Annotated in this window: 25 protein-coding genes; 19 read left to right on the forward strand and 6 right to left on the reverse strand. The window is 31.3% G+C overall.

Annotated elements, in window-relative coordinates; translation table 11 throughout:
* Both Q0516_RS02460 and Q0516_RS02465 read right to left on the reverse strand, forming a co-directional pair.
* Positions 1-1,712, reverse strand: a 1,712-nt coding sequence (locus tag Q0516_RS02460; RefSeq protein WP_294468578.1) for a LicD family protein, incomplete at its 3' end; no start/stop codon positions are given.
* Between the two features lie 20 nt (positions 1,713-1,732).
* Positions 1,733-2,467, reverse strand: coding sequence for a 2-C-methyl-D-erythritol 4-phosphate cytidylyltransferase (locus Q0516_RS02465; protein WP_294468580.1), 735 nt, complete (start codon positions 2,465-2,467; stop codon positions 1,733-1,735).
* Between the two features lie 232 nt (positions 2,468-2,699).
* On the opposite strand from Q0516_RS02465, the gene Q0516_RS02470 reads away from it, so the two are divergent.
* The 12 genes from Q0516_RS02470 to Q0516_RS10830 all read left to right on the forward strand — a co-directional run bounded on the left by Q0516_RS02470 (position 2,700) and on the right by Q0516_RS10830 (position 13,773).
* A complete protein-coding gene (locus tag Q0516_RS02470) occupies positions 2,700-3,428 on the forward strand; it encodes a phosphatase (protein WP_257481089.1) in 729 nt (242 codons plus the stop codon).
* Between the two features lie 25 nt (positions 3,429-3,453).
* Positions 3,454-3,702: a DUF3781 domain-containing protein gene (locus tag Q0516_RS02475; protein WP_294468582.1), complete on the forward strand. Its 249-nt coding sequence runs from the start codon at positions 3,454-3,456 to the stop codon at positions 3,700-3,702.
* 113 nt (positions 3,703-3,815) lie between these two features.
* A complete protein-coding gene (locus Q0516_RS02480) occupies positions 3,816-4,448 on the forward strand; it encodes a YigZ family protein (protein ID WP_294468584.1) in 633 nt (210 codons plus the stop codon).
* 10 nt (positions 4,449-4,458) lie between these two features.
* Positions 4,459-4,803: a PAS domain-containing protein gene (locus tag Q0516_RS02485; protein WP_294468586.1), complete on the forward strand. Its 345-nt coding sequence runs from the start codon at positions 4,459-4,461 to the stop codon at positions 4,801-4,803.
* An 8-nt stretch (positions 4,804-4,811) separates the two neighbouring features.
* Complete coding sequence (ruvA, locus tag Q0516_RS02490) at positions 4,812-5,411, forward strand: Holliday junction branch migration protein RuvA (RefSeq protein ID WP_294468588.1); 600 nt, start codon at positions 4,812-4,814, stop codon at positions 5,409-5,411.
* An 8-nt stretch (positions 5,412-5,419) separates the two neighbouring features.
* Positions 5,420-6,463 (forward strand): Holliday junction branch migration DNA helicase RuvB, encoded by a 1,044-nt coding sequence (gene ruvB / locus Q0516_RS02495; protein WP_294468589.1) that lies wholly within the window; start codon positions 5,420-5,422, stop codon positions 6,461-6,463.
* Complete coding sequence (gene queA, locus Q0516_RS02500) at positions 6,463-7,485, forward strand: tRNA preQ1(34) S-adenosylmethionine ribosyltransferase-isomerase QueA (protein ID WP_294468592.1); 1,023 nt, start codon at positions 6,463-6,465, stop codon at positions 7,483-7,485. The genes ruvB and queA overlap by 1 nt, the downstream gene beginning before the upstream one ends.
* 9 nt (positions 7,486-7,494) lie before the next feature.
* Positions 7,495-8,697 carry a pyridoxal phosphate-dependent aminotransferase gene (locus tag Q0516_RS02505; protein WP_294468593.1) on the forward strand — a complete coding sequence of 401 codons (1,203 nt, stop codon included), beginning with the start codon at positions 7,495-7,497 and terminating at the stop codon, positions 8,695-8,697.
* A 10-nt stretch (positions 8,698-8,707) separates the two neighbouring features.
* Entirely contained in the window at positions 8,708-10,141 is a 1,434-nt protein-coding gene (gene purB / locus Q0516_RS02510) for an adenylosuccinate lyase (RefSeq protein ID WP_294468596.1), read from the forward strand.
* A 25-nt stretch (positions 10,142-10,166) separates the two neighbouring features.
* Positions 10,167-10,505 carry a ribosome silencing factor gene (rsfS, locus tag Q0516_RS02515; protein ID WP_007048833.1) on the forward strand — a complete coding sequence of 113 codons (339 nt, stop codon included), beginning with the start codon at positions 10,167-10,169 and terminating at the stop codon, positions 10,503-10,505.
* A 5-nt stretch (positions 10,506-10,510) separates the two neighbouring features.
* Positions 10,511-11,983 (forward strand): glutamate--tRNA ligase, encoded by a 1,473-nt coding sequence (gltX, locus tag Q0516_RS02520; protein ID WP_294468601.1) that lies wholly within the window; start codon positions 10,511-10,513, stop codon positions 11,981-11,983.
* Between the two features lie 185 nt (positions 11,984-12,168).
* Positions 12,169-13,773 (forward strand): aminotransferase class I/II-fold pyridoxal phosphate-dependent enzyme, encoded by a 1,605-nt coding sequence (locus Q0516_RS10830; protein WP_365945759.1) that lies wholly within the window; start codon positions 12,169-12,171, stop codon positions 13,771-13,773.
* An 83-nt stretch (positions 13,774-13,856) separates the two neighbouring features.
* On the opposite strand, the gene Q0516_RS02530 is transcribed toward Q0516_RS10830, so the two are convergent.
* Positions 13,857-14,387, reverse strand: a complete 531-nt coding sequence (locus Q0516_RS02530; protein WP_294468603.1) for a DUF1836 domain-containing protein — start codon at positions 14,385-14,387, stop codon at positions 13,857-13,859.
* 152 nt (positions 14,388-14,539) lie between these two features.
* Here Q0516_RS02530 and Q0516_RS02535 point away from each other — a divergent pair, with 152 nt between their 5' ends.
* The 6 genes from Q0516_RS02535 (at position 14,540) to Q0516_RS02560 (ending at position 19,476) form a co-directional block, all read left to right on the forward strand.
* On the forward strand, positions 14,540-15,403 hold the full coding sequence (locus Q0516_RS02535) for a DegV family protein (protein WP_294468604.1): 864 nt from the start codon (positions 14,540-14,542) through the stop codon (positions 15,401-15,403).
* Positions 15,404-15,683: 280 nt separating this feature from the next.
* Positions 15,684-16,748, forward strand: coding sequence for an acyltransferase family protein (locus Q0516_RS02540; RefSeq protein ID WP_294468606.1), 1,065 nt, complete (start codon positions 15,684-15,686; stop codon positions 16,746-16,748).
* A 128-nt stretch (positions 16,749-16,876) separates the two neighbouring features.
* The gene (locus Q0516_RS02545; protein WP_294468607.1) at positions 16,877-17,779 is read left to right on the forward strand and encodes a DegV family protein; all 903 of its coding nucleotides are present in this window, start codon (positions 16,877-16,879) and stop codon (positions 17,777-17,779) included.
* Between the two features lie 161 nt (positions 17,780-17,940).
* Positions 17,941-18,675: a MerR family transcriptional regulator gene (locus Q0516_RS02550; protein ID WP_294468609.1), complete on the forward strand. Its 735-nt coding sequence runs from the start codon at positions 17,941-17,943 to the stop codon at positions 18,673-18,675.
* Positions 18,676-18,688: 13 nt separating this feature from the next.
* A complete protein-coding gene (locus Q0516_RS02555) occupies positions 18,689-19,048 on the forward strand; it encodes a GIY-YIG nuclease family protein (RefSeq protein ID WP_294468610.1) in 360 nt (119 codons plus the stop codon).
* Positions 19,045-19,476, forward strand: coding sequence for a GNAT family N-acetyltransferase (locus Q0516_RS02560; RefSeq protein ID WP_294468612.1), 432 nt, complete (start codon positions 19,045-19,047; stop codon positions 19,474-19,476). Before Q0516_RS02555 ends, Q0516_RS02560 begins: the two co-directional genes overlap by 4 nt.
* Before the next feature lie 12 nt (positions 19,477-19,488).
* On the opposite strand, the gene cysK is transcribed toward Q0516_RS02560, so the two are convergent.
* From cysK to Q0516_RS02575, 3 genes are all read right to left on the reverse strand, one after another.
* Complete coding sequence (gene cysK / locus Q0516_RS02565) at positions 19,489-20,415, reverse strand: cysteine synthase A (protein ID WP_294468613.1); 927 nt, start codon at positions 20,413-20,415, stop codon at positions 19,489-19,491.
* A gap of 1 nt (position 20,416) precedes the next feature.
* The gene (locus Q0516_RS02570) at positions 20,417-21,706 is read right to left on the reverse strand and encodes an O-acetylhomoserine aminocarboxypropyltransferase/cysteine synthase family protein (RefSeq protein WP_294468615.1); all 1,290 of its coding nucleotides are present in this window, start codon (positions 21,704-21,706) and stop codon (positions 20,417-20,419) included.
* Between the two features lie 247 nt (positions 21,707-21,953).
* Positions 21,954-22,385 (reverse strand): Rrf2 family transcriptional regulator, encoded by a 432-nt coding sequence (locus Q0516_RS02575; RefSeq protein WP_294468617.1) that lies wholly within the window; start codon positions 22,383-22,385, stop codon positions 21,954-21,956.
* Positions 22,386-22,573: 188 nt separating this feature from the next.
* Here Q0516_RS02575 and Q0516_RS02580 point away from each other — a divergent pair, with 188 nt between their 5' ends.
* Positions 22,574-22,807: a FeoA family protein gene (locus Q0516_RS02580; RefSeq protein ID WP_294468619.1), complete on the forward strand. Its 234-nt coding sequence runs from the start codon at positions 22,574-22,576 to the stop codon at positions 22,805-22,807.
* The last annotated feature ends 218 nt before the right edge of the window (positions 22,808-23,025 follow it).

Consider the following 23,025-nt stretch of genomic DNA (forward strand, 5'->3'; position numbering starts at 1 on the left):
GCTCTTTCAGGAATTTCTTCTTTTATTGTATTGCTAATTGATTTATAGTTTTTAGGAAAATTATATTTACGTCCTAATAATGTATCTATTATACCATTATCTATATCTTCTTTTTTTATTTGAGTAGCTTTTAACATTGTAGTTGAAATTTCAACTACATATTTAGTGTCTTCATTTTCATACTTCCTATATAAATCTTCTCTTTTTTGTAATAATTCTTCCAATGTTATATTTTTCAGTTCTTGAATTCTTTTAATCTTTCTTTTTCTAAATTCAATTTTCTCTTTATCATTAATATTCTTCATATTTTTTAAATTATTAGTTCTAATGTCATCATATAAACATTTATATTTCATATCTTCATTAATTTGTCTTAATTCTTCATAATATTTTTTGCTTTCATTTTTATCATTTGAAGTATTTACAATGATTCCTATATTGACCCAAAGTCCCTCGTTGATATTAGCCGGAACTAGAGTTCTGTCTCTTAAATAAGTGCCTTTTAATCTTATTTTAGGATAATAAAATATATATTCAGGATCAGTCTTAGAATTTTGATAAAAATATTTTTTATCTAACTCACTTTCAACAACATCATTAAACTTTTCTAAATTATCTCTATCCATAAATACACAGACATCTTTACGCCATAATTTACACATTTCTTCAATATCCTCTGCCTTATAAATTATGTCATCACCGCTTAAAAAATATTTAATGTTGTATTTATTACAGATTCTATCAATTTCATCTAGCATATCAAGGCATAGATTTTTCATATGAATTAATCTGTCTGCATTAAGAAAATCGATCATATATTTTTCATAATCTTGCGGCAAATCATATTCTTGTGCATATTTGCCTAGATCAAATTCGATATAATTATGGTGAGTTACTCTATTTTCAACTGGAGGCATTTCCATGTAATCATCACCGAATAGGTTACATAAATATTCATGATGTTGTTTGAATTTTCTTACAGTTAATCCTTCAAATTGTACATCTTCATATCCTATTTTATCAAAATTAGGTTCTCCGTAATAACCTACATGATAAATACAATTATCATATAAATAATCAGAATTATTATATTGTTTATTACATTTATTTTCTATTTTCTTTATTTTTTTATATAAACTATTTCTTGATACGTATTTTACGTTAAATAAGTTTTTTCCTTTTCTATCATTAGGATCTTTTAAGAATGTAATATTATCATAAGTCTTACATAGCATACATTGTCTTAAATTAAAAAGTTTATGTGATATTTCTTTTCGTTTCTCAAAATCATTTGGCATATAATCTAGTTTAAAAATATCTACACAAAGAGTTAATGGTAAATCAGCTTTTTTAGCGGATTTGCTTCTTGTTAATGTATTTTTTAAAATAATTTTAGCCGGAAAGTCATTAAATTTTGGACAAGATTCATGTGTTAGCAAAAAATATTTATCTTTATCTAATTCTTTTTTACAAGCTTCCAAAAGTCTATCGTAATTTTTTGCTGTTAATTCGATATCTATATCATCATCCCATGGAATGAAACCTCCATGCCTTATTGCACCTAGCATTGTTCCACCGCTTATAGAATATTCGATATTGTTTTTTCTGCATATCCTATCTACTTCTTCTAAAATTTGTAATTCTAATTGTTTTACAGCGTGCAAGATTTTATCAGTTGATGTTTTTATTTCTAAATCAGTTAAATCTATCATTAATTTCTCCTTTATTATAATTATTTTATATTTATAATTTTTTCTCTTAAACCATTTTTCACGATCATTTCAAAAAAATCCAATTGATTTTCATAAGTTATTTTTATATTATATGGGCTGTCCGGAACAAAAGTATATGGATTATTTGTATTTATGGCTAATGTACATAAAGCAGGACAATTATTATATACTCCCATTTGTTCAGCTTCTTTTTTGTATTGTTTTAATTTCCCAAGTTTTATTCCTTGTGGTGTTTTTGACATATATGAACCGTCATTGCCTAAATATTGAAATGTATCCTTTTCTTTTTTGCTTTTGGTAAAAGCACATTCTGCTATTCTAACTGCACCTCCTGCAGCACCATGGGTTTTGGCCTGCTTTACTATTTCTTCTACGGTATTTTCAGATACTAATGGTCTTACAGCATCTCCGAGAATAATAATATCTTCATCTGACATATATTTTTCTGCTTCTTTGACGCCGTTAAAAAAAGAATCATTTGTTGTTTTTCCGCCTTCAATAATTTTAAATACTTTTGATATATTAAATTTTCTACAGTATTCCCAGGCGAGTTCAATATAATCTTTATGACAAGAAATAATGATCTTATCAATATTATTGGCATGTTCAAAAGGTTCTATTGAATAAATTAATATTGGTTTACCTTGTATTTCAATAAATTGCTTAGGTATACCATCATATTTATCCCCCATTCTGGAACCTGTTCCACCTGCTTTTACTATAACAATGTTCATTTCAAATCTCCTTATTCTTATATTTAGCAGAATAACAAATTAAGCTAATTTAATTGTTTTTAATTTAATATAAAATGCAAATTTGTGTCTAAAATTATAACATAATAACTAATAAAAGTAAAATTTTAGTATTATTATGTATTGTAAAATAGTACTAAAATTTTTATAACTAAATATGTTTCATCAATTAATATGTTATAATATTAATATTAATAAATCAGAAGGTGAAAATATGAAAATTATAGCAGATTTACATACTCATACGAATATTAGTGAACACGCTTTTTCAACGTTGGAAGAAAACTGTATTGCGGCAAATAAAGTAGGTCTTGAAGCAGTAGGGATAACAAATCACGGTCCGGCTCTTGAAGACGGAGCCAGCCATTGGCACTTTAAGAGTTTAGGTAAAAATAATCCCGGTAAAATGCATGGAGTTTATTTGATAAGCGGTATAGAACTTAATATAATGCAGGACGGCAGTATTGATTTAGAGGAAGAATATCTAAGTAATTTGGATTTGGTAATCGCTTCTTTTCATCAGGAAATATTTTATCCAAAAGATAAAAATCATGTAAATGATATGTTGAATGAAGCGATAACAAATAAAAATATAAATGTATTCGGTCATCTTGGTAATGAAATATTTAAATTCGATTATGAAGATATAATTTCAAAATGTAATAAGTATGATAAAGTGGTTGAAGTAAATAATCATTCTTTTGTTCAGCGTCCCGGAAGCGATGTGAATTGTCTGGAGATAATCAAACTTTGCAAGAAGTATGAAGTTCCCATCATGGTCAATTCCGATGCTCATATATCTTCCAGTATAGGTCATTTTGAAGATGCAATAGATGTAATAGATAAAGCCGGGTATCCTGAAGAATTGATTGTGAATTCTTCTATAGTAAGACTACAGGATTATTTTAAACATATTAAAGGTATTGATATCTTAAATAGATAAATAAAAAATAAAAGGAATTATAATCATGAATGAAAAGGAAATTCTTCTAAGTAACTTGGATAGGATACATACCACAGAAATGGGCATAGAGCGTATAAAGAAAAATTTAGGTTTAATAGATGAAGATGCAGTGGAGTATTGTATTAAAATAATTAAGGATAAAGACTGCATCGTTACTAAAAAGGGAAAGAACTGGTATGCTAAGCTGGGAAATTGTGAAATAACAGTAAATAGGAACAGTTATACAATAATAACCGCGCATAAGAAAAATTGATTTTAGTATATTAAAAATTATTATATTAATGTAAAGACGGCAAATAGATTGAAGATATAGCTTTATTATGGTATAATATCTAATCGTAAAAAATCAGAATTAGGTGAATTTTTATGGATTATATCACAATAAATGATAATTTTGAAAATAGTATAGAGATAAAGAAATCTAATTTTATTACTCATTTATTTTCTGTAAGTTCAGTAGATGAAGCTAACATTTATTTAGAGGAAATCAGAAAAGAACATTATAAAGCAAATCATAATTGCTATGCTTATATCATTGGAACAAATATGGAAATTAAAAAAGCAAGTGATGATGGTGAGCCTTCCATGACTGCGGGTAGACCGATATTAAATGCAATGGAAAAGAATGATCTTACAAATGCATTGATAGTCGTTACCAGATATTTCGGAGGGATAAAATTAGGTGCCAGCGGACTTATCAGAGCTTATTCTTCATCTGCGGGTGAAGTGATTAAGAGTGCTAAGCTGGTTAAAAAAATTTATACCACAAAAGTTAAAATATCTTATGATTATTCTCTTCACGGTAAGATAGAAACTTTTCTTAGGAGCGTGGGATATAAATTGGATGATGCTAAGTTTACCGATAGGGTCGAATACATTGTATATGTACCTATTGAAGATAAAGAGAAATTTAAAGAAGATATGATTTCTTTGACAAATGCTAAAATCGATATTAATGAAGAAAGTAATGTTTATATAGATGAATATTTAGATAACTGAGGTATAAGGAATGGATTTAAATGTAGTTTTTAAAGGAATAGTAGAAGATTTGGACAATCCCGTATGTTTTGTTGATATGAACCATAACATTACATATTTGAATAAAAATGCAATAAAACGTTATTCTCACAGGGGCGGAGCAAAGCTAATAGGTCAGTCTTTATTTGATTGTCACAATGAAAATTCCAAGAAGCTTACTCTTGAATATATAGATAAACTTTTAAATAATGATGATTTAAATGAAATTTGTATAGGATATAATGAAAAACATAAGGAAACAAATTACATAGTAGCGGTCAGGGATGAAAATAAAAAGATGATTGGCTATTATGAGAGACATGAAGCGGATAAGTAGAGGAAATAATGTTTGATTATATAAAAGGCAATGTGGCTGATATCAGAGAAGGATATCTGACAATAGAAAATAAAAGCGGAGTTGGTTTTCTTCTCAATGTATCGGAAAATACCGCTACCGATTTAATAAATGACAGAGAAGATGTTAAAGTATATACTTATATGGCGGTTAGAGAAAATGATGTTAGTCTGTTTGGATTTTCAACATTATTTGAACGAGAAATATTTTTTAAACTCTTAACGGTACCTAAAATCGGACCAAAGATCGCCCTTAGTTTACTCAGTGCACTTTCTCCGAATATGATCGTTGCGGCAATAATGAATAAGGATTATAAATCTTTATGTACCGCAAACGGAGTTGGTAAGAAAGCTGCGGAACAAATCGTGGTTACCCTACAAGATAAGTTCGGGGATTTACCTGAGATAGAAGAAATCACGATAAGCGACATGAATGTAAGTAGTGACTTAAAAGACGAAGCTATTTTAGGGCTTACTTCTCTAGGATTTGACAGAGCTTATGCCGCAAAGATAGTAAGAGAAATTTCAGTAGACGATGATTTGACTATAGAAGATATTTTAAGCCTTGCCCTTCAAAAGGTAAATGAATAAGGAGATATATGGCTACAAGAATTGTTACAAGCAAAAAAACCGAACTTGATATAGAAAAGGATAAGTCTCTTCGTCCTTCGACCCTAAGCGAGTATATAGGTCAGGAGACCGTTAAAGAAAGGATGAGAGTCTTTATTTCTGCGGCAAAACAAAGAGGTGAAGCTCTTGACCATGTTTTGTTGTACGGACCTCCCGGGCTAGGTAAGACCACCTTATCTAATATAATAGCAAACGAACTCGGCGTATCTATTAAAGTTACTTCGGGACCTGCAATAGAAAAACCGGGAGATTTGGCTGCTATATTATCCGGACTTAAAAAGAACGATGTACTTTTCATAGACGAGATACATAGACTTAACAGGACTATAGAAGAAGTTTTATATCCCGCAATGGAAGATTATGCCTTTGACATAGTCATGGGTAAGGGACCTAATGCCAAATCCGTAAGGATACCGATAGCACCTTTTACGTTGATCGGTGCCACAACGAGGACCGGACTCCTTTCTTCTCCTCTGAGAGATAGGTTTGGAGTCTTGAATAAGCTGGAGATGTATAAAATAGAAGAGCTTATGGAAATCATAAAAAGAAGTGCGGGAATACTGGAAATAGATATAGATGATGAGGGTGCAAAGGAAATCGCTATTCGTTCCAGACAAACTCCGAGAATTGCGAACAGGTTTTTAAAGAGGGTAAGAGATTATGCTCAGGTAAAGAATTCCGATATGATAAACGGTAAGATCGCTGTAGAGGCTCTTAAACTACTGGACGTCGATGAAAACGGTCTTGACAGCAGCGATATCGGTATATTGGATGCTATCATAAATAAGTTTGACGGAGGACCTGTAGGACTTAATACCCTTTCTGCAATAATAGGTGAGGAAGAAGATACTATACTTGATGTGTACGAGCCTTATCTTCTTCAGCTTGGTTTTATAAACAGGACTCCGAGGGGGAGAGTAGCAACGAAACTTGCATATGATTATTTGGGTGTACCTTTTACAAACGAAGAAATGCTGACAAAATCTATATTTGAAATGGAAGAAGAAAATTAATGAAGACTAGTGATTTTGATTATAATTTGCCTGAAGAATTGATAGCACAGACTCCCATAGAAAAAAGGGATACTTCAAGGCTCATGGTAGTTGACAGGAATACGAAAGAAATCGAACATAAACATTTCTATGATTTAATAGAATACTTAAATGAAGGCGATACATTGGTATTAAATGATTCAAAGGTATTTCATGCAAGGCTTTATGGTGTTAAGGAAGAAACAGGAGCAAAGATAGAAACTTTTGTTTTAAAGCCTTTAGCCGATAATATGTTTGAAGTAATGATAAAACCCGCTAAGAGACTTAAAGTAGGTTCTGTCGTTAAGTTTGATGAAAATTTATCTATGGAAGTTATAGAAAAGTATGAAGAGGGTTTGGCTAAAGTCAGATTTTTCGGATGCAGTGATGTTTTTTCTTATATAGATAAGATAGGAACGGTGCCTCTTCCTCCTTATATCAAGGAAAAACTCGATGACGATGAGAGATATCAGACAGTTTACTCAAAGGACAAAGGCTCTGCCGCAGCACCGACTGCGGGACTGCATTTTACAGAAGAACTATTAGATAAAATAAAACAAAAAGGTGTAAATATTTGCTATGTCACTCTTCATGTGGGACTCGGCACTTTCAGACCCGTTAAAGAAGATGAAATAACTAATCATAAAATGCATAGTGAATTTTTTATAATAAGTAACGATACCGCAAAGATTATAAATGAGACAAAGAAAAACGGTAAAGACATATATGCGGTAGGAACTACAACGGTCAGGACACTTGAAAGCTGTTATCAGAAGTACGGAGATGTAAGAGCTACGAATATGGATACGAATATTTTCATATATCCCGGTTTTGAATTCAAAGCCATAGACCATCTTATAACAAATTTTCATCTGCCTAAATCTACATTACTCATGTTAATAAGTGCTTTTTACAATAAAGATGATATACTTAAAGCATACAACGAAGCAATAAAAGAAAGATATAGATTTTTCAGTTTCGGAGATGCAATGCTAATACTATAGGAGGAATTTATGAAAAAGCCATTATCAAACAAACTAGATAAAATATCACCGTCAATGACACTTGCAATAACATCAAAAGCAAACAAAATAAAAAGAGAGGGCACAAAGGTCTATTCGTTCGGTACAGGGGAACCTGATTTCGATACACCCAGTCTTATAATCGATGCTGCAAATGAGGCAATGAAAAAAGGTATTACAAGATATACCGATGTAAAAGGTCTTATTGATTTAAGACTGGCTATAAGTGATAAATATAAAAAAGAATTTGGTATTGATTACGACCCCGAAACGGAAATCATAGTATCATCGGGAGCAAAACATTCTTTATTCACTGCACTTCAGGCTTTAATAAGCGATGGAGATGAGGTTATAATCCCGGTACCTTACTGGGTAAGCTATTCTGAAATGGTCAAAGTTGCCGGGGGAGATCCTGTATTCGTATATCCAAAAAAAGAAAATGATTTTATACTTACAAAAGAAGAATTAAAGTCTGTTATAACTCCAAAATCAAAAGTCATAATGCTCAATAATCCTTCAAATCCTACGGGAGTAGTTTATACGAAAGAACAGCTTAAAGAAATCGCTGAAGTTTGTTTGGAAGAAGGAATTTATATTTTAAGTGATGAAATATATGAAATGCTTCTTTATAATAACAAAAAATTTACACCAGTTGCTTCTTTATCGGAGGAAATAAAAGATATTACAATTACTATAAACGGAGCAAGTAAATCTTATGCAATGACGGGCTGGAGAGTCGGTTATGCTCTTGCGAACAAGGATATCGTAAAGGCTATGAATACAATTCAGGGACAGTGTGTATCTCATCCAAGCAGTATTTCTCAGTATGCCACTGTAGCAGCTTTAAAAGCCGACCAAGGTATTGTTAGCGATATGGTAAAGGAATACGACAAAAGAAGAAAATATATGCTTGAGGAGTTAAAGGGTATAGATGGAGTTGAACCTATAGAGCCCGATGGTGCCTTTTATGTGTTTGCAGATGTTTCGGCTTTTTATGGAAAAGAATATAACGGTAAAAAAATAAACGGTTCCTTAGAATTTGCGGATGCACTTTTAAGCAGTAAATATGTTGCGGTCATTCCCGGTATAGGATTTGGAGCTGATGACTTCATAAGATTTTCATACGCGACCGGTATGGATGATATAACAAAAGGCTTAAAATTATTTAAAGAATTTATAAATGAAATAAAATAGGAGAAAAGAAATGAGTAAAGATATTTATACTAATCCGTTAATAGAAAGATATTCCAGTAAGCAAATGTTACACATTTTTTCATCTGACAAGAAATTTTCTACATGGAGAAAACTTTGGGTGGCTTTGGCAAAAGGTGAAAAAGAATTAGGTATTGAAATTACCGATGAACAAATAAAAGCATTGGAAGAAAATGTTTTTGATATCGATTATGATAAAGCAAGAGAATACGAAAACAAATTCAGACATGATGTAATGGCGCATGTTCATACTTATGGAGATAAAGTTCCCGAAGCCAAAGGTATCATTCATTTGGGTGCGACCAGTGCTTATGTAGGTGATAATACAGACCTTATAGTATTTAAAGAAGCCTTGGAACTTATTAAAAAGCAGCTTGTAAATTTGATAAAAGTAATGAGTGATTTTGCACTTAAATATAAAGATATGCCTACTTTAGGATTTACTCATTTTCAGCCTGCACAGCTTACAACGGTAGGAAAGAGAGCTACGCTTTGGATTCAAGATTTACTTCTTGATTATGAAGAAGTGGACTTTGTTCTTTCGACTTTCAGAATGAGAGGAGTTAAAGGAACTACAGGTACACAGGCAAGCTTTATGAGTTTATTCAATAATGATGAAGAAAAAATCAAGAAGTTAAATCAATTCGTTTGTAAAGAGATGGGTTTTGATACGGACTTTACCGTAACGGGGCAGACTTATCCAAGGAAGTTCGACAGCAGAGTAGTGAATTCTCTTGCGGGTATTGCCCAAAGTCTTCATAAATTTGCAACAGATGTAAGACTTCTTCAGAACTTAAAGGAAATCGAAGAACCTTTTGAAAAGAACCAAATAGGTTCGTCTGCAATGGCTTATAAACGTAATCCTATGAGAAGCGAAAGGATTTGTTCTCTAGCCAGACATATAATCGCAAATCAGGTAAACCCTGCTATGACAGCAAGCGTTCAGTGGTTTGAAAGGACTCTTGACGATTCCGCTAACAGAAGGATCTCTATACCGGAAAGTTTTATGTGCTGTGATGCTATTTTACAAATAGCAATCAATATTGCAAGCGGATTTGTAGTTAACGATAAAGTTATCCATAAGGATATTATGGCTGAACTTCCTTTCATGACAACTGAAAATATCTTGATGGAAGCGGTTAAGAGAGGCGGAGACAGACAGGAACTTCACGAAAAAATCAGAGTTTATTCTATGGAAGCGAGCAAGAGAGTTAAACAGGAAGGTAAATCTAATGATTTACTTGAAAGAATTGCCGCTGACCCTGCATTCAACTTAGAGTTAAGTGAAATCCATGATATATTAAAACCTGAAAAATATGTAGGAAGAGCAATAAACCAAGTAACGGAATTCATTGAAGAAGATGTAAAACCTATTTTAGAAAAAAACAAAGATTTAATCGGATATGATGTTACTTTAAAGGTATAATAAAAATAAAAAGTTAGGTGAAATAATGAATTATAAAGAAAAAACACAATTTTTTATAGACTTGCTTGAAGAAAAAAAATTAACAAATATATATGCAGTAGACGTTACGGATTTGACCGCCGAAGCAAATACTTTTATTATAGCAACTGCGGGAAGTGACAGACAGGCAAAATCCGTTTGTGAATTTATAGAAGAAAAAGCCGAAGAAGAGGGGTTATATACATCGGGAAAAGAAGGTGTTGAGCTTTCCAAATGGATACTTTTGGACTATGGTGATATTGTTATCCATATATTCTTAAAAGATGAGAGAGATTTTTATAATCTTGAAAGACTTTGGCAAGACGGAAAAATTATTAAGGAGTAATTTGAATGAATATAAGAACCAGATTTGCACCAAGCCCAACGGGATTTTTGCATATAGGAGGGCTTAGGACAGCACTATACTGCTATTTATGGGCAAAACATAATGACGGAGACTATTTACTTAGAATAGAAGATACCGACAGAACAAGATATGTAGATGGTTCTGTTGAAAATCTTATAAATGCGCTTGAATTTTGCGGAGTAAAGCACGATGAAGGACCTATGCTAAAAGATGGTAAAGTCGTGGAAATCGGAGAAAAAGGACCATATTTTCAGTCAGACAGGTTAGATATATATAAAAAATATATTGATAAATTACTTGATGAAGGCAAAGCTTATTATTGTTTCTGCGATAAAGAAAGACTTGACAAATTAAGAGAAGAACAGGTAAAAAATAAACAGACTCCGAAGTATGACGGAAAATGTAAAAATTTATCCAGAAAAGAAGCCGAAGAAAAAATCAAGAACGGTGAAAGTTACGTAATCAGAATGGCTCTTCCCGAAGATGAGGACATTACCTTTAACGATGAAGTAAGAGGAGAAGTGACTATCAATACAAAGGATATTGATGAACAAGTCCTTATAAAAGCAGACGGTTTTCCTACTTATCATTTTGCGGTAGTCGTAGACGATCACTTAATGGATGTGAATTATGTTATCAGAGGAGAAGAATGGCTTGTTTCTACCCCTAAACATATTATTCTTTATAATTATCTTGGCTGGGAACCTCCTAAATTTGCTCATCTTCCGACGGTTTTAAATAAAAACAAGAAAAAACTAAGTAAGAGACACGATTCCGTTGCTGTGGAAGATTTTATACAAAAGGGATATTTACCTGAAGCTTTAATAAATTATATAGCTTTGCTTGGCTGGTCGGACCCTAACGACAGAGAAATCCTATCTATGGAAGAACTTATAGATGATTTCGATATTAAAAGAGTTACCAAAGCCGGGGCAGTATTCGATACGGAGAAGCTTAACTGGGTAAATGCACATTATATAAAAGAAAAATCAAATGAAGAATTGATTTCCTTAATCAAACCTTATCTGTTAAATGCAAAGCTTATAGATGAGAGTACTTCCGAAGAAACTCTTTTATATATCGTTGAAGCTATAAAAGATAAATTGAATTATTTTGAGGAAAGTATAGAGCTTGCAAAAGAACTATATTTAAAAGCAGATTTAAATAATCTTGATGAAAAAGCAAAAGAAGTAATGGAAATGGAAACGAATGAAACTTTGTTTACAAATTTGATAAATCTATTTGAAAATGAAGATAAGCTGACTCCCGAAATCGTAGGTAAAAGCTTAAAGTCGATACAAAAAGAATTTAAGATAAAAGGAAAAGCATTATATATGCCGACAAGGATAGCCATAAGCGGTATCATGCATGGTGCTGATTTAACTTATATATTGAGTATACTCGGTAAAGAGGAAGTTATTTCAAGACTAAAATCTGCACTTGAATTTATTAAATAAACAATTTTAAAATATGCTCAATAAAATGAGCATATTTTTTATTTTGTGAGTAATATTTAAATAAATTTGAATATATGTAAATAGTTGGTTTTATTTTGCCTTTTTTTATCATTTTACTTGTAAAAGTGTCTCTTTTTTTATATCATATAAGTTGTGTTATAATGACGAAAGATTGAGGGTTGGATATGTATAGTTTTACAAATGATTATAGTGAGGGTGCTCATAAAAATATTTTAGCGGCACTCATAAAAACAAATTTTGAACAAACAAGCGGATACGGTACAGACCATTTCTGTGAAGAAGCAGCGAATATAATAAAAGAACTTGTCGGGAATGAAGACAGCAGTGTGCATTTTTTAGCAGGGGGTACCGTAACGAATACTGCTGCGATTTCTGCTTTTTTAAGATCACATGAAGGTGTCATAGCACCGAACAGCGGACATATTAATGTTCATGAAAGCGGGGCGATAGAAGCATCGGGACATAAGATTATTCAAGTAGATGAGACTAATGGAAAATTAACAGCTTTACAGGTAGAGGAAATTGCAAAGGCTCACTATGAAGATGAAGAAAAAGAGCATACAGTGAAGCCTAAGATGGTGTATATTTCAAATCCTACCGAAGAAGGTACGATTTATTATAAAGATGAAATAATTAAATTAAAAGAAGTATGTGATAAATATGGCATGTACTTATATGTTGACGGAGCAAGATTAGGTTCTGCACTTACAAGTGTGGACAATGACTTGACTTTAAAAGACCTTGGATGCTTGACCGATGCATTCTACATAGGCGGTACAAAAATGGGAGCTCTATTCGGCGAAGCCCTTGTTATCAACAATAAAGATTTAAATGTGGATTTTAGATATCACATCAAGCAAAACGGCGGCATGCTTGCAAAAGGCAGATTGATAGGTGTTCAGTTTATCGAACTGTTTAAAGATAATCTATATTTTGAAATCGGGAAGCATGAGAATAAACTGGCTAACAGGCTTGCACTTGGTATCGGTAATTTAAGATATGGATTTAATTCTTTATCTTCTACAAATCAAATTTTTCCTATACTTCCAAACGATATATTAAAAGTATTATCAAAAAAATATTCTTTTGCTTTATGGGAAAAGTTGAATGATGAACAAAGTGTCATAAGGCTTTGTACTTCCTTTGCAACAAGCGAAAAGATGGTAGATGAATTTATAAAGGATTTGGCTAAACTTACTTTTGCAAAAGAAAAATTATTAAAAGAACTGGAAGCTCAAAAAGCCAATGAGGAAATAGTATCTGACCCCGAAGAAACTTATATTGCGGAAAATGAAAGTATACAAGAAGTTCCTGAAGAAGTAAATGAAACATCAACAGAAAATATAGAAGTTATAACTGAGACTGAATCTAAATCCGATATTCAAGATGAAGCAGAGATATTTACTCAAGAAGAAAGCGAAAATGATTTGGATATAGCATATGAAGATGAAGAAGTTATCCCAATTCAGACTCAAGTTATAGAAGAAACTCAAAGTGTTATTCCCGAAGAAGTAACAGAGCCTGTCGAAACTATATCTGAAGTCGTTCAGCCTAAAAAAGCTGTAGTAGAAGAATTTATTCCTATGGAAGAAGAAAATACTGGAGGTTTTGAAAAGTTTGAAAAAGTGTCAGACAGTGAAGACGACATATTTGCTGATGTTTTTAAGGAAGAGAATAATAAAGAGTTATTTGAGCCGGTAAAAAAAGATGTCACATTTGAAAAAGATGATGATTTGGATATATTCAGCGAATTTGAATTTGAAGATTAAAAATGAAATAATAACAATGTAAAAGGACAATTGATTTTTGTCCTTTTTTAATTTTATAATATAATAATAAAAAAGGAACGCGTTTAGCTTTCCTTTGAATTTGTATATAAAAGATATTTTTGAAGATATATCTTATTTGCGAACGACTTTGTTGCAAGTCTTACTATTCTCGCTTCGTATCTTGTGCTGTCATTTTCTTTAAGTTTATCTTTTTCATTCGTAAAGGCGATTTCTAGTGCTTTTTCTATCCAGCCGGCAAAGTAATCATACGCCTCTTCTATAGGATATGTGTCGATTTGTATTTTTATTAATGCACATATTTCAGATATTGATAAAATTTGCTTTAATACACATACTACAATGATATATGCGATATGGTTTTTGGTATATTTTTTCTTGACGGGAGGAGATACGAGACCTTGCTTGACATAATTATTTACCATTGAAGAAGTAATTATTTTTTCTTTTTCAGTGGGATTAAATACTTTTAATGTATTTTCTATAAAACTTATTACTTGGTCCATATATAGTTCTATGTTTGGAAGTTCCTCATAACGCGGGAAATGGAATTCTAAAATTTCTTTGGTGTATTTTGAATTTTCAAAAATAGTCATAATCAATACTTCTCCTTGATGAAAAGTATATCATTCAAATTTTATCATGTCAATAGTTCATAAAACCTCTTGACAAAGTATTATACATTATATAAGATAATATTAAATACTAGATAATATTAAAATAATATAATCGTAAGGAAATAATCAAAATGAATATAAATGAAAAAATTGCTATAATTACGGATTCGGGTACGGATGTACCAAAAAAATATGTTGATAAATATAATATGTATGTAGTTCCGTTGATAGTTAATTATAATAATAAAAGCTATAAAGATGTGGTTGATATAGATATAGATACTATATGTGATAGATTGAAAGAAGAAATTCCTACGACTTCACTGCCGTCTATCGATGATATTATGGAAACTTTTGAAAAAGTTATCAGTGACGGTTACGATAAGGCTATAGTTATAACTATTTCGAGCGGTCTTAGCGGTACTTATAATGCTATGAGGATTGCAAGCGAGTCATTTGAAGGAAGACTTGAAACTATGCTTATCGATACAAAGAATATAGATATAGGAGCCGGATTTAGTGCAATCAGGGCAGGGGAGCTTATTGAACAGGGCTGTTCCTTTGATCAAATAAAGGAAAAACTTGATGATGCAATAAAAAATACAAAAGTTTATTTTTGTGTAAAGACTCTTGAATATCTAAGAAAAGGCGGAAGGATAGGTTTGGTCGCGTCTGTTGTCGGCACGGCCCTTGATTTAAAGCCTGTGATGTCTTGTAATGAAGACGGAGTGTATTATGTCGTATCAAAAGCCAGAGGCAGAAAAAAATCCCTTAAAAAGGCTCTTAGTGAAGCTATCGACTATTCCAAGAAGTACAATAAATATAATGTAGCTGTAGTAAACGTGCAGGCCGAAGATGAAGCAAAAGAAATTGAAAATAGTATAAAAAAAGAATTTCCTAATGTAGAAAATGTATTTGTTGGTTCGATTTCTCCGACACTGGCGGTTCATACCGGACCGGGATTGATAGGTGTGGGTGTACAAAAAATAGATTAATACCTAAAAAGTTAATATAGAAGGTCTCGGTAAAGCCGGGGCTTTTTTATTTGTTACAAAATGTTGAAATATGGATTATATATATGTATAATAGAAATATCATAAATTATACATTTTGTTAAATCTTTTATTTATGTAAAAATATGATATTTTTAGATTATTATAAACATATATAGTACAAATAAGTTTTTTAATGTATTATTTTATGGTTTTTTTTAATGAAAAAAGTTGTTACTAAATTTATTCTTTTAGTAACAAAATAGTTATTAGAGGATAGTATATGGTTATTTCTAAAAAAGAAAGAAATTGTTTTTTTGATAATTTAAAAGGTCTAATTATTATTTTAGTTGTAATGTTTCATTTGATACCAACTGGACAAAATTTTATTTTTGATTCTTTATATGGTTTTGTTTTTACTTTTCATATGCCCTTTTTTATTCTAATATCCGGATATTTTACAAGAAATAATGAGAAACAGGCTCGTAAGGCTTTTTCTCTTTTGTTGTTATATTATATATTATCATTGTTATTTTACATATTTAAAAATCAAGAATTATATTTAAGCATATCAAATATTAAAAATATAAAATTAAATTATGAATTTTTTATCCAACCCTTTATTAGTCATTATTATGTATCTTGGTATTTATGTGTAATATTTTTATATAGAGTTTTTTGTTCTTCAATAGCAAATATTAAGCATTTTGTTATAGTTTCTTTTATTATCGGTATTGTAGGTAGCCTTTTAAGAATAGATTATTATATGATTAGAAGAGCTTTGGTATTACTTCCCTTTTTTTCTATAGGATACTATTTAAGTAAATTTAAATTAGAAGATATAAAAAAATACTTTATTAGTAAAAAACTAGCTATACCTTTTTTAATATTATCGTTTTTTTTATTTATAATAGCATTTTACTTTGCACTTAAAATGAATAAAAATTTTTCTGTTAGTTGTATTCCTTTTGGTGAAAAAATTTTACTAGATATATTTTCTAGAAAAAGAACGATAATTTTATTTTTAATTATGAGTTATATATTTTCATTAGGTGTAATATATTTAATATCTACTGTAGTTACAGAAAAGAAATGTTTTTTTACTTTGCCGGGAAAGAATTCATTATGTATATATTTTTTTCATGCCTTCTTTACGCTTTTTATAAGGAAACATATACTTATTCCATTATTGGAAATCGGTGGTAATGATATGATTTTTTCTGTTTTGTTTATTGCTGTTGTTATGACAGGTTTAATCGTACTTATTTTTTCTCGTGATATTGTAACAAAATATACGATTGCTCCTCTAGAGCGACTATCTCAAAAAATACTTATAAGAAAAGATTGATAAAATCTTGGATATATTTCGAGATTTTTTATTTCCTTTAATTAATTACACTTTCATTGATATTTTAATTTGTTGGTAGTATAATATGTTTTAATTATATGTAAATCTATGTTATATTAGGAGGAAATATGAATTTTCAAATAGTCAGTGACGGTGCTTGTGATTTACCTAAAGAGGTGCTTAAAGAAAATAATATCAGTGTCGTTCCTTTTTATGTTTCTTTTGGTGAAGAGGAACTTCAAAAAGAAGCAAGCAGTATGAGTGTAAAAGACTTTTATAAGAGAATGGTCGATAATCCTGATATCTTTCCCAAAACCTCCCTTCCGAGTGTAAATGACTATATTGAAGTTTTAGAGCCATATATCAAGGAAAATATCCCTGTTATTTGTATATGCATAGATTTAAAAATAAGCGGTTCATATAATAGTGCAAGCATGGCAAAATCCCTTTTGGAAGATAAATATAAAGATGCGAAAATCAAAGTTATAGACTCAACTGTTTTAACCGCAGCCCAAGGTGTATTTGTCATGGAAGCCGTTAGAATGAGAAATGATAATATAGGTTTTGAAGAAGCTTATAGTAAGCTGGAAGAAATAAAATCTACTGGCAGGATCCATTTCACCGTTGGTAATGTTGAATATTTAAAACACGGAGGACGTATCGGAAGACTTGCGGGATTTGCTGCCGGTGCTTTAGGTCTAAAGCCTCTTATAGTTCTTGAAAACGGAGATATTTACCCCGGAGGTGTTGCAAGGAGCAGAAAGAAAAGTATTTCTCAGCTTATGAAAGTTACAAGAAAGCATTTTGAAGCTATAGGGGATACTCCTGATAATTATTCTTTTGTTGTCGGGTATGGTTATGATGAAGCAGAGGGATATGAATACAGAGAAAAGCTTTTTAATTCATTAAAAGAGTATTCAAATATAGATGATATGGAAGATATAAAAGTACTTCAAATCGGAGCGACTACAGGTGTTCATACCGGTCCTTATGCTTTAGGTCATGGATTTGTAAAAAGATATGATAAATAATATTTATTAGTGGTAGATATATAAAACGGATAAGATAAGATTATAACTTATTCGTTTTTTTATGTTATGGTATAATAAATTTTATAATTATAGTTTATTATTTATAAAAGTACTTGACTCTAACGTAGAGTAATGGTGTAGATTAATCTTGGAGGTAGGATATGAAGTTAAAAGTAGGAGATGTTTCAAAGCTATTTGGCATAAGTGTGCGCACACTTCATTATTATGATGAGATCCAACTTTTAAAACCCTGTGAGATAGATGAAATATCGGGATACAGGTATTATGACGAAGATGATTTAAAACGACTTCAGGAAATAATGTTTTATAAAAAGCTTCTGATACCTCTTAAAGAAATCAAGTTGATTTTAACTAAGACTGAGTATGACAGAGAAGAAATTTTAAATAAGCATAAAAACTTATTAATGCTTGAAAAAGAAAAGATTGACGGTCTTATAAAATTAGTGGATAATACTTTGAAGGGAGAGAATATTGATATGAGTACTTTTGATATGAATGAAATAGAAAGAATAAAAAAAGAGTATAAGCAAGAAGTAATCGACAGGTGGGGAGACAGCGACGCCTATAAAGAAAGCGAGAGAAAAACTAAATCTTACGGCAAAGATGACTGGGAAAAAATCAATAAAAAACAAGAAAAAATATTTACCTTGTTTTATTTAAATAAAGATAAAGATGTAAATTCCAAGGATGTAAAAGACTTGGTTAAAAGCTGGCAGGATTTTATAAGTGATAATTTTTATTCTTGCAGTGATGAAATATTATCAGGTCTTGCCGATATGTATATAGGTGATGAAAGATTTAAAAATAACATCGATAAGTTCGGTGACGGGACTGCCGAGTTTATGCATAAAGCAATAAAAGCGTATGTAAAGTAGAGGGAAACAAAACGTGGATAGAAAGAAAGCATTAAAAGATGAATACAAAAAATTAAAACCATATATGGGAGTTTATAAAGTATCATTTAAAAACAGTGATAAAGTTTATCTTGGTTTAAGTGAAGATTTAAAAGGAACTATTAATTCAATCATTTTTCAATTAAAATTAGGTTCTTTTAGAAGTAAAAATCTTCAAAATGATTATAATAACTTTGGTTTTGATGATATGACTATAGAAATCCTAAAAGAACTCGAGCATAAAAAAGATGATAATGATATCGATTATGTCAAAGAGCTTGAAACCCTCAGAGATATGATAGGTGAAAATTATGATGACAAAGAATATATTAAATATAGGAAAAGTAAAAAATGATTGAAAAGTTGACTGATAAATATATAGATGATGTCATGAAAATATGGCTTAATGAAAACTTGAATGCTCATAGTTTTATTGATGAAAATTATTTTATAAATAATCATGATATCGTAAAAGAAATGATTCCAAAAGCCGAAGTCTATATTTATAAAAAAGATGAAAAAGTCATAGGTTTTATAGGATTGGATAAAGGTTATATAGCGGGACTTTTCATAGATGATAATCATAAAAGATTAGGTATTGGAAGTAAGCTCATCGATTTTGCAAAATGTAATTATGCTCAACTGTCACTTTATGTATTCAAGGAAAATCACAATGCTTTGAATTTCTATCTTAAACATGGGTTTAAAATCATCAGTAAAGAAATGAATGAAGATACATACCATTATGAATATTTTATGGAATATAAAAAAGACCTCACTTAAGAGGTCTTTTTATTAGTCGAATAGTTCTGTGGAAAGATATCTTTCTCCTGTATCGGGCAGAAGCACGACGATGTTCTTATTCTTATTTTCTTCTCTCTGAGCGATGATTGTAGCTGCTTTTAATGCCGCTCCCGAAGATATACCTACTAATATCCCGTCGCTTTTAGCTACTCCTCTCGCAGCTTCAAATGCGTCTTCATTTTCTATCTTGATTATTTCATCATAGATATCAGTATCTAAAGTCCCGGGAATAAATCCTGCACCTATACCTTGGATTTTATGAGGTCCCGGATTGCCTCCCGAAATCACCGGAGATGCGGTAGGTTCCACTGCGATTATTTTTACATCAGGATTTTTTTCTTTCAAATATTTTCCGACTCCTGACAGAGTTCCTCCTGTTCCTACACCTGCCACAAAATAATCAACTTTACCATCGGTATCTTTATATATTTCAGGACCTGTGGTATTATAGTGCATTTTAGGATTTTCTCCGTTTTCAAACTGGCTTGGTATGAAGCTGTCTTTTATTTCTTTTTGAAGCTCTTCCGCTTTTGCAATAGCACCTTTCATGCCTTTGGCTCCGTCTGTAAGTACTATTTCCGCTCCGTAAGCTTTAAGTAGTTTTCTTCTTTCAATGCTCATTGTCTCCGGCATTGTTAGTATAGCCTTATATCCTTTTGCCGCTGCAATGCTTGCAAGTCCTATTCCTGTATTACCGCTGGTAGGTTCGATTATCGTACTTCCTTCTTTTAAAATCCCTTTTTCCTCCGCACTTTCGATCATTGCTTTTGCAATCCTATCTTTGACGCTTCCCGCAGGATTAAAAAATTCTATCTTTGCTAAGATAGCAGCATCTAGATTATTTTCTTTCTCGTAATTAGTGAGTTCCATTAGCGGGGTATTTCCCACCAATTCTGTAATTTGTTTGTAAATAGCCATTTTATTGTCCTCCTTTAAAGGCATTTTCTAAATCATAAATTATATCGTCAATATGTTCCGTTCCGATAGATAATCGTATCGTATTTGGTTTTATACCGCTTTTTAAAAGTTCTTCCTCATTCATTTGTGAATGAGTCGTCGAAGCGGGGTGTATCACTAATGATTTTACATCAGCTACATTTGCAAGTAAAGAGAATACTTTTAGTCTATCAATAAATTCTTTTGCATATTTCTCTGTTCCTTTTATTTCAAAAGTAAATATAGAACCTGCTCCGTTTTTAAAGTATCTGTCATATAATTCTTTTCGTTTTCCGATGTTCAATGACGGATGATTTACTTTTTCAACTTTAGGATGATTTTTTAAGAATTCAACTACTTTCAATGCATTTTCAACATGTCTTTCTACTCTTAGGGATAGTGTTTCCAAACCCTGAAGAAGAATAAAAGCGTTGAAAGGGGATAAAGAAGCTCCGGTATCTCTAAGTAGTATAGCTCTAATTCTTGTTATGTATGCAAGTTCACCTGCAGCTTCACTGAATTTTATTCCGTTATAACTGTCGGTAGGTTCTGTAAGCATAGGAAATTTACCTGATTTCTTCCAGTCAAAATTTCCGCTGTCAACTATTACTCCACCAAGACTTGTTCCGTGTCCTCCTATGAACTTCGTTGCAGAGTGAATTACAATATCAGCGCCGTATTCTATAGGTCTAAATAAGTAAGGTGTTGCAAATGTGTTATCTACTATTAGTGGTATGTTATTTTTATGAGCAATATTCGCTACCTTTTCTATATCAATAATGGTAGAATTGGGATTACCGAGGGTTTCTATAAATATAGCTTTAGTATTTTCTTTTAATGACTTCTTAAAGTTATCGGGGTCATTTCCTGATACAAAAGAAGTTTCTATCCCATAATCTTTTAATGTATGAGCAAAAAGATTATATGATCCTCCGTAGATTTCGGATGAACTTATTATATGATCTCCTGCTCTTGTTATATTTAATATCGCATATGTTATTGCAGCTGCTCCCGAAGCAGTTGCAAGTCCTGCTTTTCCGCCTTCAAGTGCGGCAACTCTTTTTTCAAATATATCCTGCGTTGGATTAGTCAGTCTACCGTAAATATTTCCTGCGTCTTTTAACCCAAACCTATCCTCGGCGTGCTGTGAATTATCAAAAATATAAGATGTTGTTTGATATATAGGAACAGCTCTTGCTCCTGTTGTAGGATCTGCTTCTTCTTGACCTACGTGTAATTGTAATGTTTCAAATTTATAATTTCTATCGTTCATTTTATTGATTATCCTTTCTTTCGAAATTATTGTGTATTATTTAAATTGATACAACACATATACATTCGTCCATTATGATAATTTTCTTTTTGTCGTTTCCTGATAATGAACATAGTTTTGACCTCTCTTTATTTATTATATATATTTCCTATATGAATAGTATGAAATAACTATAATATTAAAATCTATAATTGTCAAGTAAAAAATAAAAAAAGTGGAAATATTATCTATTTTCCACTTTTGTATATTAAATTATATAGTCTATTGTATCTTTTTCATCATCAAGCAAATCTTCCAGCGTAACATTATTGACGTAATTTTCAATCACATTATAAAGTCCCTTCCAAAAAGGTAGTGTGGCACAAGAACAGCTTCTTGAACAACTGTTTTCCTCTGCTTCCAGACAAGCAATAGGGGCAAGGCTTCCTTCCGTTACTCTTAATATATCGCCGGCAGTATATTCTCTGGGTTCCTTAGCTAATTTGTATCCGCCTTTGGGACCCCTTACGCTGTTTAAATATCCTACTTTACATAATTGAGTAGTAATTTGCTCTAAATATTTGATTGATATATCCTGCCTTTTGGATACTTCTTTTAATGTTATATATTTCCCGTCATAATTTTTAGCTAGATCTATCATAAGCCTAAGGGCATATCTTCCTTTTGTAGAAATTTTCATTTAATTACCTCGAAAACCGTCTTTTTTAAGTTTTATTTAATATACCACAGCTTTAAAATAAAATCAATGAGTGGAGTAGTTATAAAATTGATTAAGAATGTAAAAAAATTCCTTTTTTTCATGTAAAATACTTGACAATCAAGTTAGTTAGTGCTAACTTATATATAAGAAGTTAGGAGTGACTAACAATGAATGGTAGAAGAGGTGGTAGTATGCCTTTAGTTATGGCCGGTATCGGAGAAGAAAGTTATATCAAAAGAATAAAAGGTAGGGATGAAACTAAGAATTTCCTTGAAAAGTTAGGTTTTGTTGTCGGAGTAAAAGTCATGGTAGTATCTAAAAATAACGGCAACATAATTGTTAATGTTAAAGATTCCAGAGTAGCAATCAGTAAAGAAATGGCAACAAGGATAATGATATAGCCTGCTACGAGCAGTGCAAAAGAAAAATTATTTTCAAGGGGAAATATTTATATTTACACATGAAAATAATTTTGATTTTATAGGGCGACAGCCCCTATGAGGGAAGTCGCAGACTTCACGAATAGGCACTGCGAGTAAATTAAAAGCGAGGTAACGAATTATATTCTTAACTATCTTGTAAAAATATAAATGTTTGAGATTTTATAGGGCGACAGCCC

Origin of the sequence: uncultured Anaerofustis sp. (assembly GCF_938029165.1) — a bacterium.
Classification (GTDB): Bacteria; Bacillota; Clostridia; order Eubacteriales; family Anaerofustaceae; genus Anaerofustis.

Bases quoted from the DNA above. Each gene is read 5' to 3' on its own strand.
- gltX (WP_294468601.1), top strand. From the start codon at position 10,511: ATGAATATAAGAACCAGATTTGCACCAAGCCCAACGGGATTTTTGCAT.
- Q0516_RS02545 (WP_294468607.1), top strand. From the start codon at position 16,877: ATGAATTTTCAAATAGTCAGTGACGGTGCTTGTGATTTACCTAAAGAG.
- ruvA (WP_294468588.1), top strand. From the start codon at position 4,812: ATGTTTGATTATATAAAAGGCAATGTGGCTGATATCAGAGAAGGATAT.
- cysK (WP_294468613.1), bottom strand. From the start codon at position 20,415: ATGGCTATTTACAAACAAATTACAGAATTGGTGGGAAATACCCCGCTA.
- Q0516_RS02535 (WP_294468604.1), top strand. From the start codon at position 14,540: ATGAATATAAATGAAAAAATTGCTATAATTACGGATTCGGGTACGGAT.
- ruvB (WP_294468589.1), top strand. From the start codon at position 5,420: ATGGCTACAAGAATTGTTACAAGCAAAAAAACCGAACTTGATATAGAA.
- Q0516_RS02570 (WP_294468615.1), bottom strand. From the start codon at position 21,706: ATGAACGATAGAAATTATAAATTTGAAACATTACAATTACACGTAGGT.
- Q0516_RS02505 (WP_294468593.1), top strand. From the start codon at position 7,495: ATGAAAAAGCCATTATCAAACAAACTAGATAAAATATCACCGTCAATG.
- queA (WP_294468592.1), top strand. From the start codon at position 6,463: ATGAAGACTAGTGATTTTGATTATAATTTGCCTGAAGAATTGATAGCA.
- Q0516_RS02550 (WP_294468609.1), top strand. From the start codon at position 17,941: ATGAAGTTAAAAGTAGGAGATGTTTCAAAGCTATTTGGCATAAGTGTG.
- Q0516_RS02465 (WP_294468580.1), bottom strand. From the start codon at position 2,467: ATGAACATTGTTATAGTAAAAGCAGGTGGAACAGGTTCCAGAATGGGG.
- Q0516_RS02530 (WP_294468603.1), bottom strand. From the start codon at position 14,387: ATGACTATTTTTGAAAATTCAAAATACACCAAAGAAATTTTAGAATTC.
- Q0516_RS02485 (WP_294468586.1), top strand. From the start codon at position 4,459: ATGGATTTAAATGTAGTTTTTAAAGGAATAGTAGAAGATTTGGACAAT.
- Q0516_RS02470 (WP_257481089.1), top strand. From the start codon at position 2,700: ATGAAAATTATAGCAGATTTACATACTCATACGAATATTAGTGAACAC.
- Q0516_RS02475 (WP_294468582.1), top strand. From the start codon at position 3,454: ATGAATGAAAAGGAAATTCTTCTAAGTAACTTGGATAGGATACATACC.
- Q0516_RS02480 (WP_294468584.1), top strand. From the start codon at position 3,816: ATGGATTATATCACAATAAATGATAATTTTGAAAATAGTATAGAGATA.
- Q0516_RS10830 (WP_365945759.1), top strand. From the start codon at position 12,169: ATGTATAGTTTTACAAATGATTATAGTGAGGGTGCTCATAAAAATATT.
- Q0516_RS02540 (WP_294468606.1), top strand. From the start codon at position 15,684: ATGGTTATTTCTAAAAAAGAAAGAAATTGTTTTTTTGATAATTTAAAA.
- Q0516_RS02560 (WP_294468612.1), top strand. From the start codon at position 19,045: ATGATTGAAAAGTTGACTGATAAATATATAGATGATGTCATGAAAATA.
- Q0516_RS02575 (WP_294468617.1), bottom strand. From the start codon at position 22,385: ATGAAAATTTCTACAAAAGGAAGATATGCCCTTAGGCTTATGATAGAT.
- purB (WP_294468596.1), top strand. From the start codon at position 8,708: ATGAGTAAAGATATTTATACTAATCCGTTAATAGAAAGATATTCCAGT.
- Q0516_RS02580 (WP_294468619.1), top strand. From the start codon at position 22,574: ATGAATGGTAGAAGAGGTGGTAGTATGCCTTTAGTTATGGCCGGTATC.
- rsfS (WP_007048833.1), top strand. From the start codon at position 10,167: ATGAATTATAAAGAAAAAACACAATTTTTTATAGACTTGCTTGAAGAA.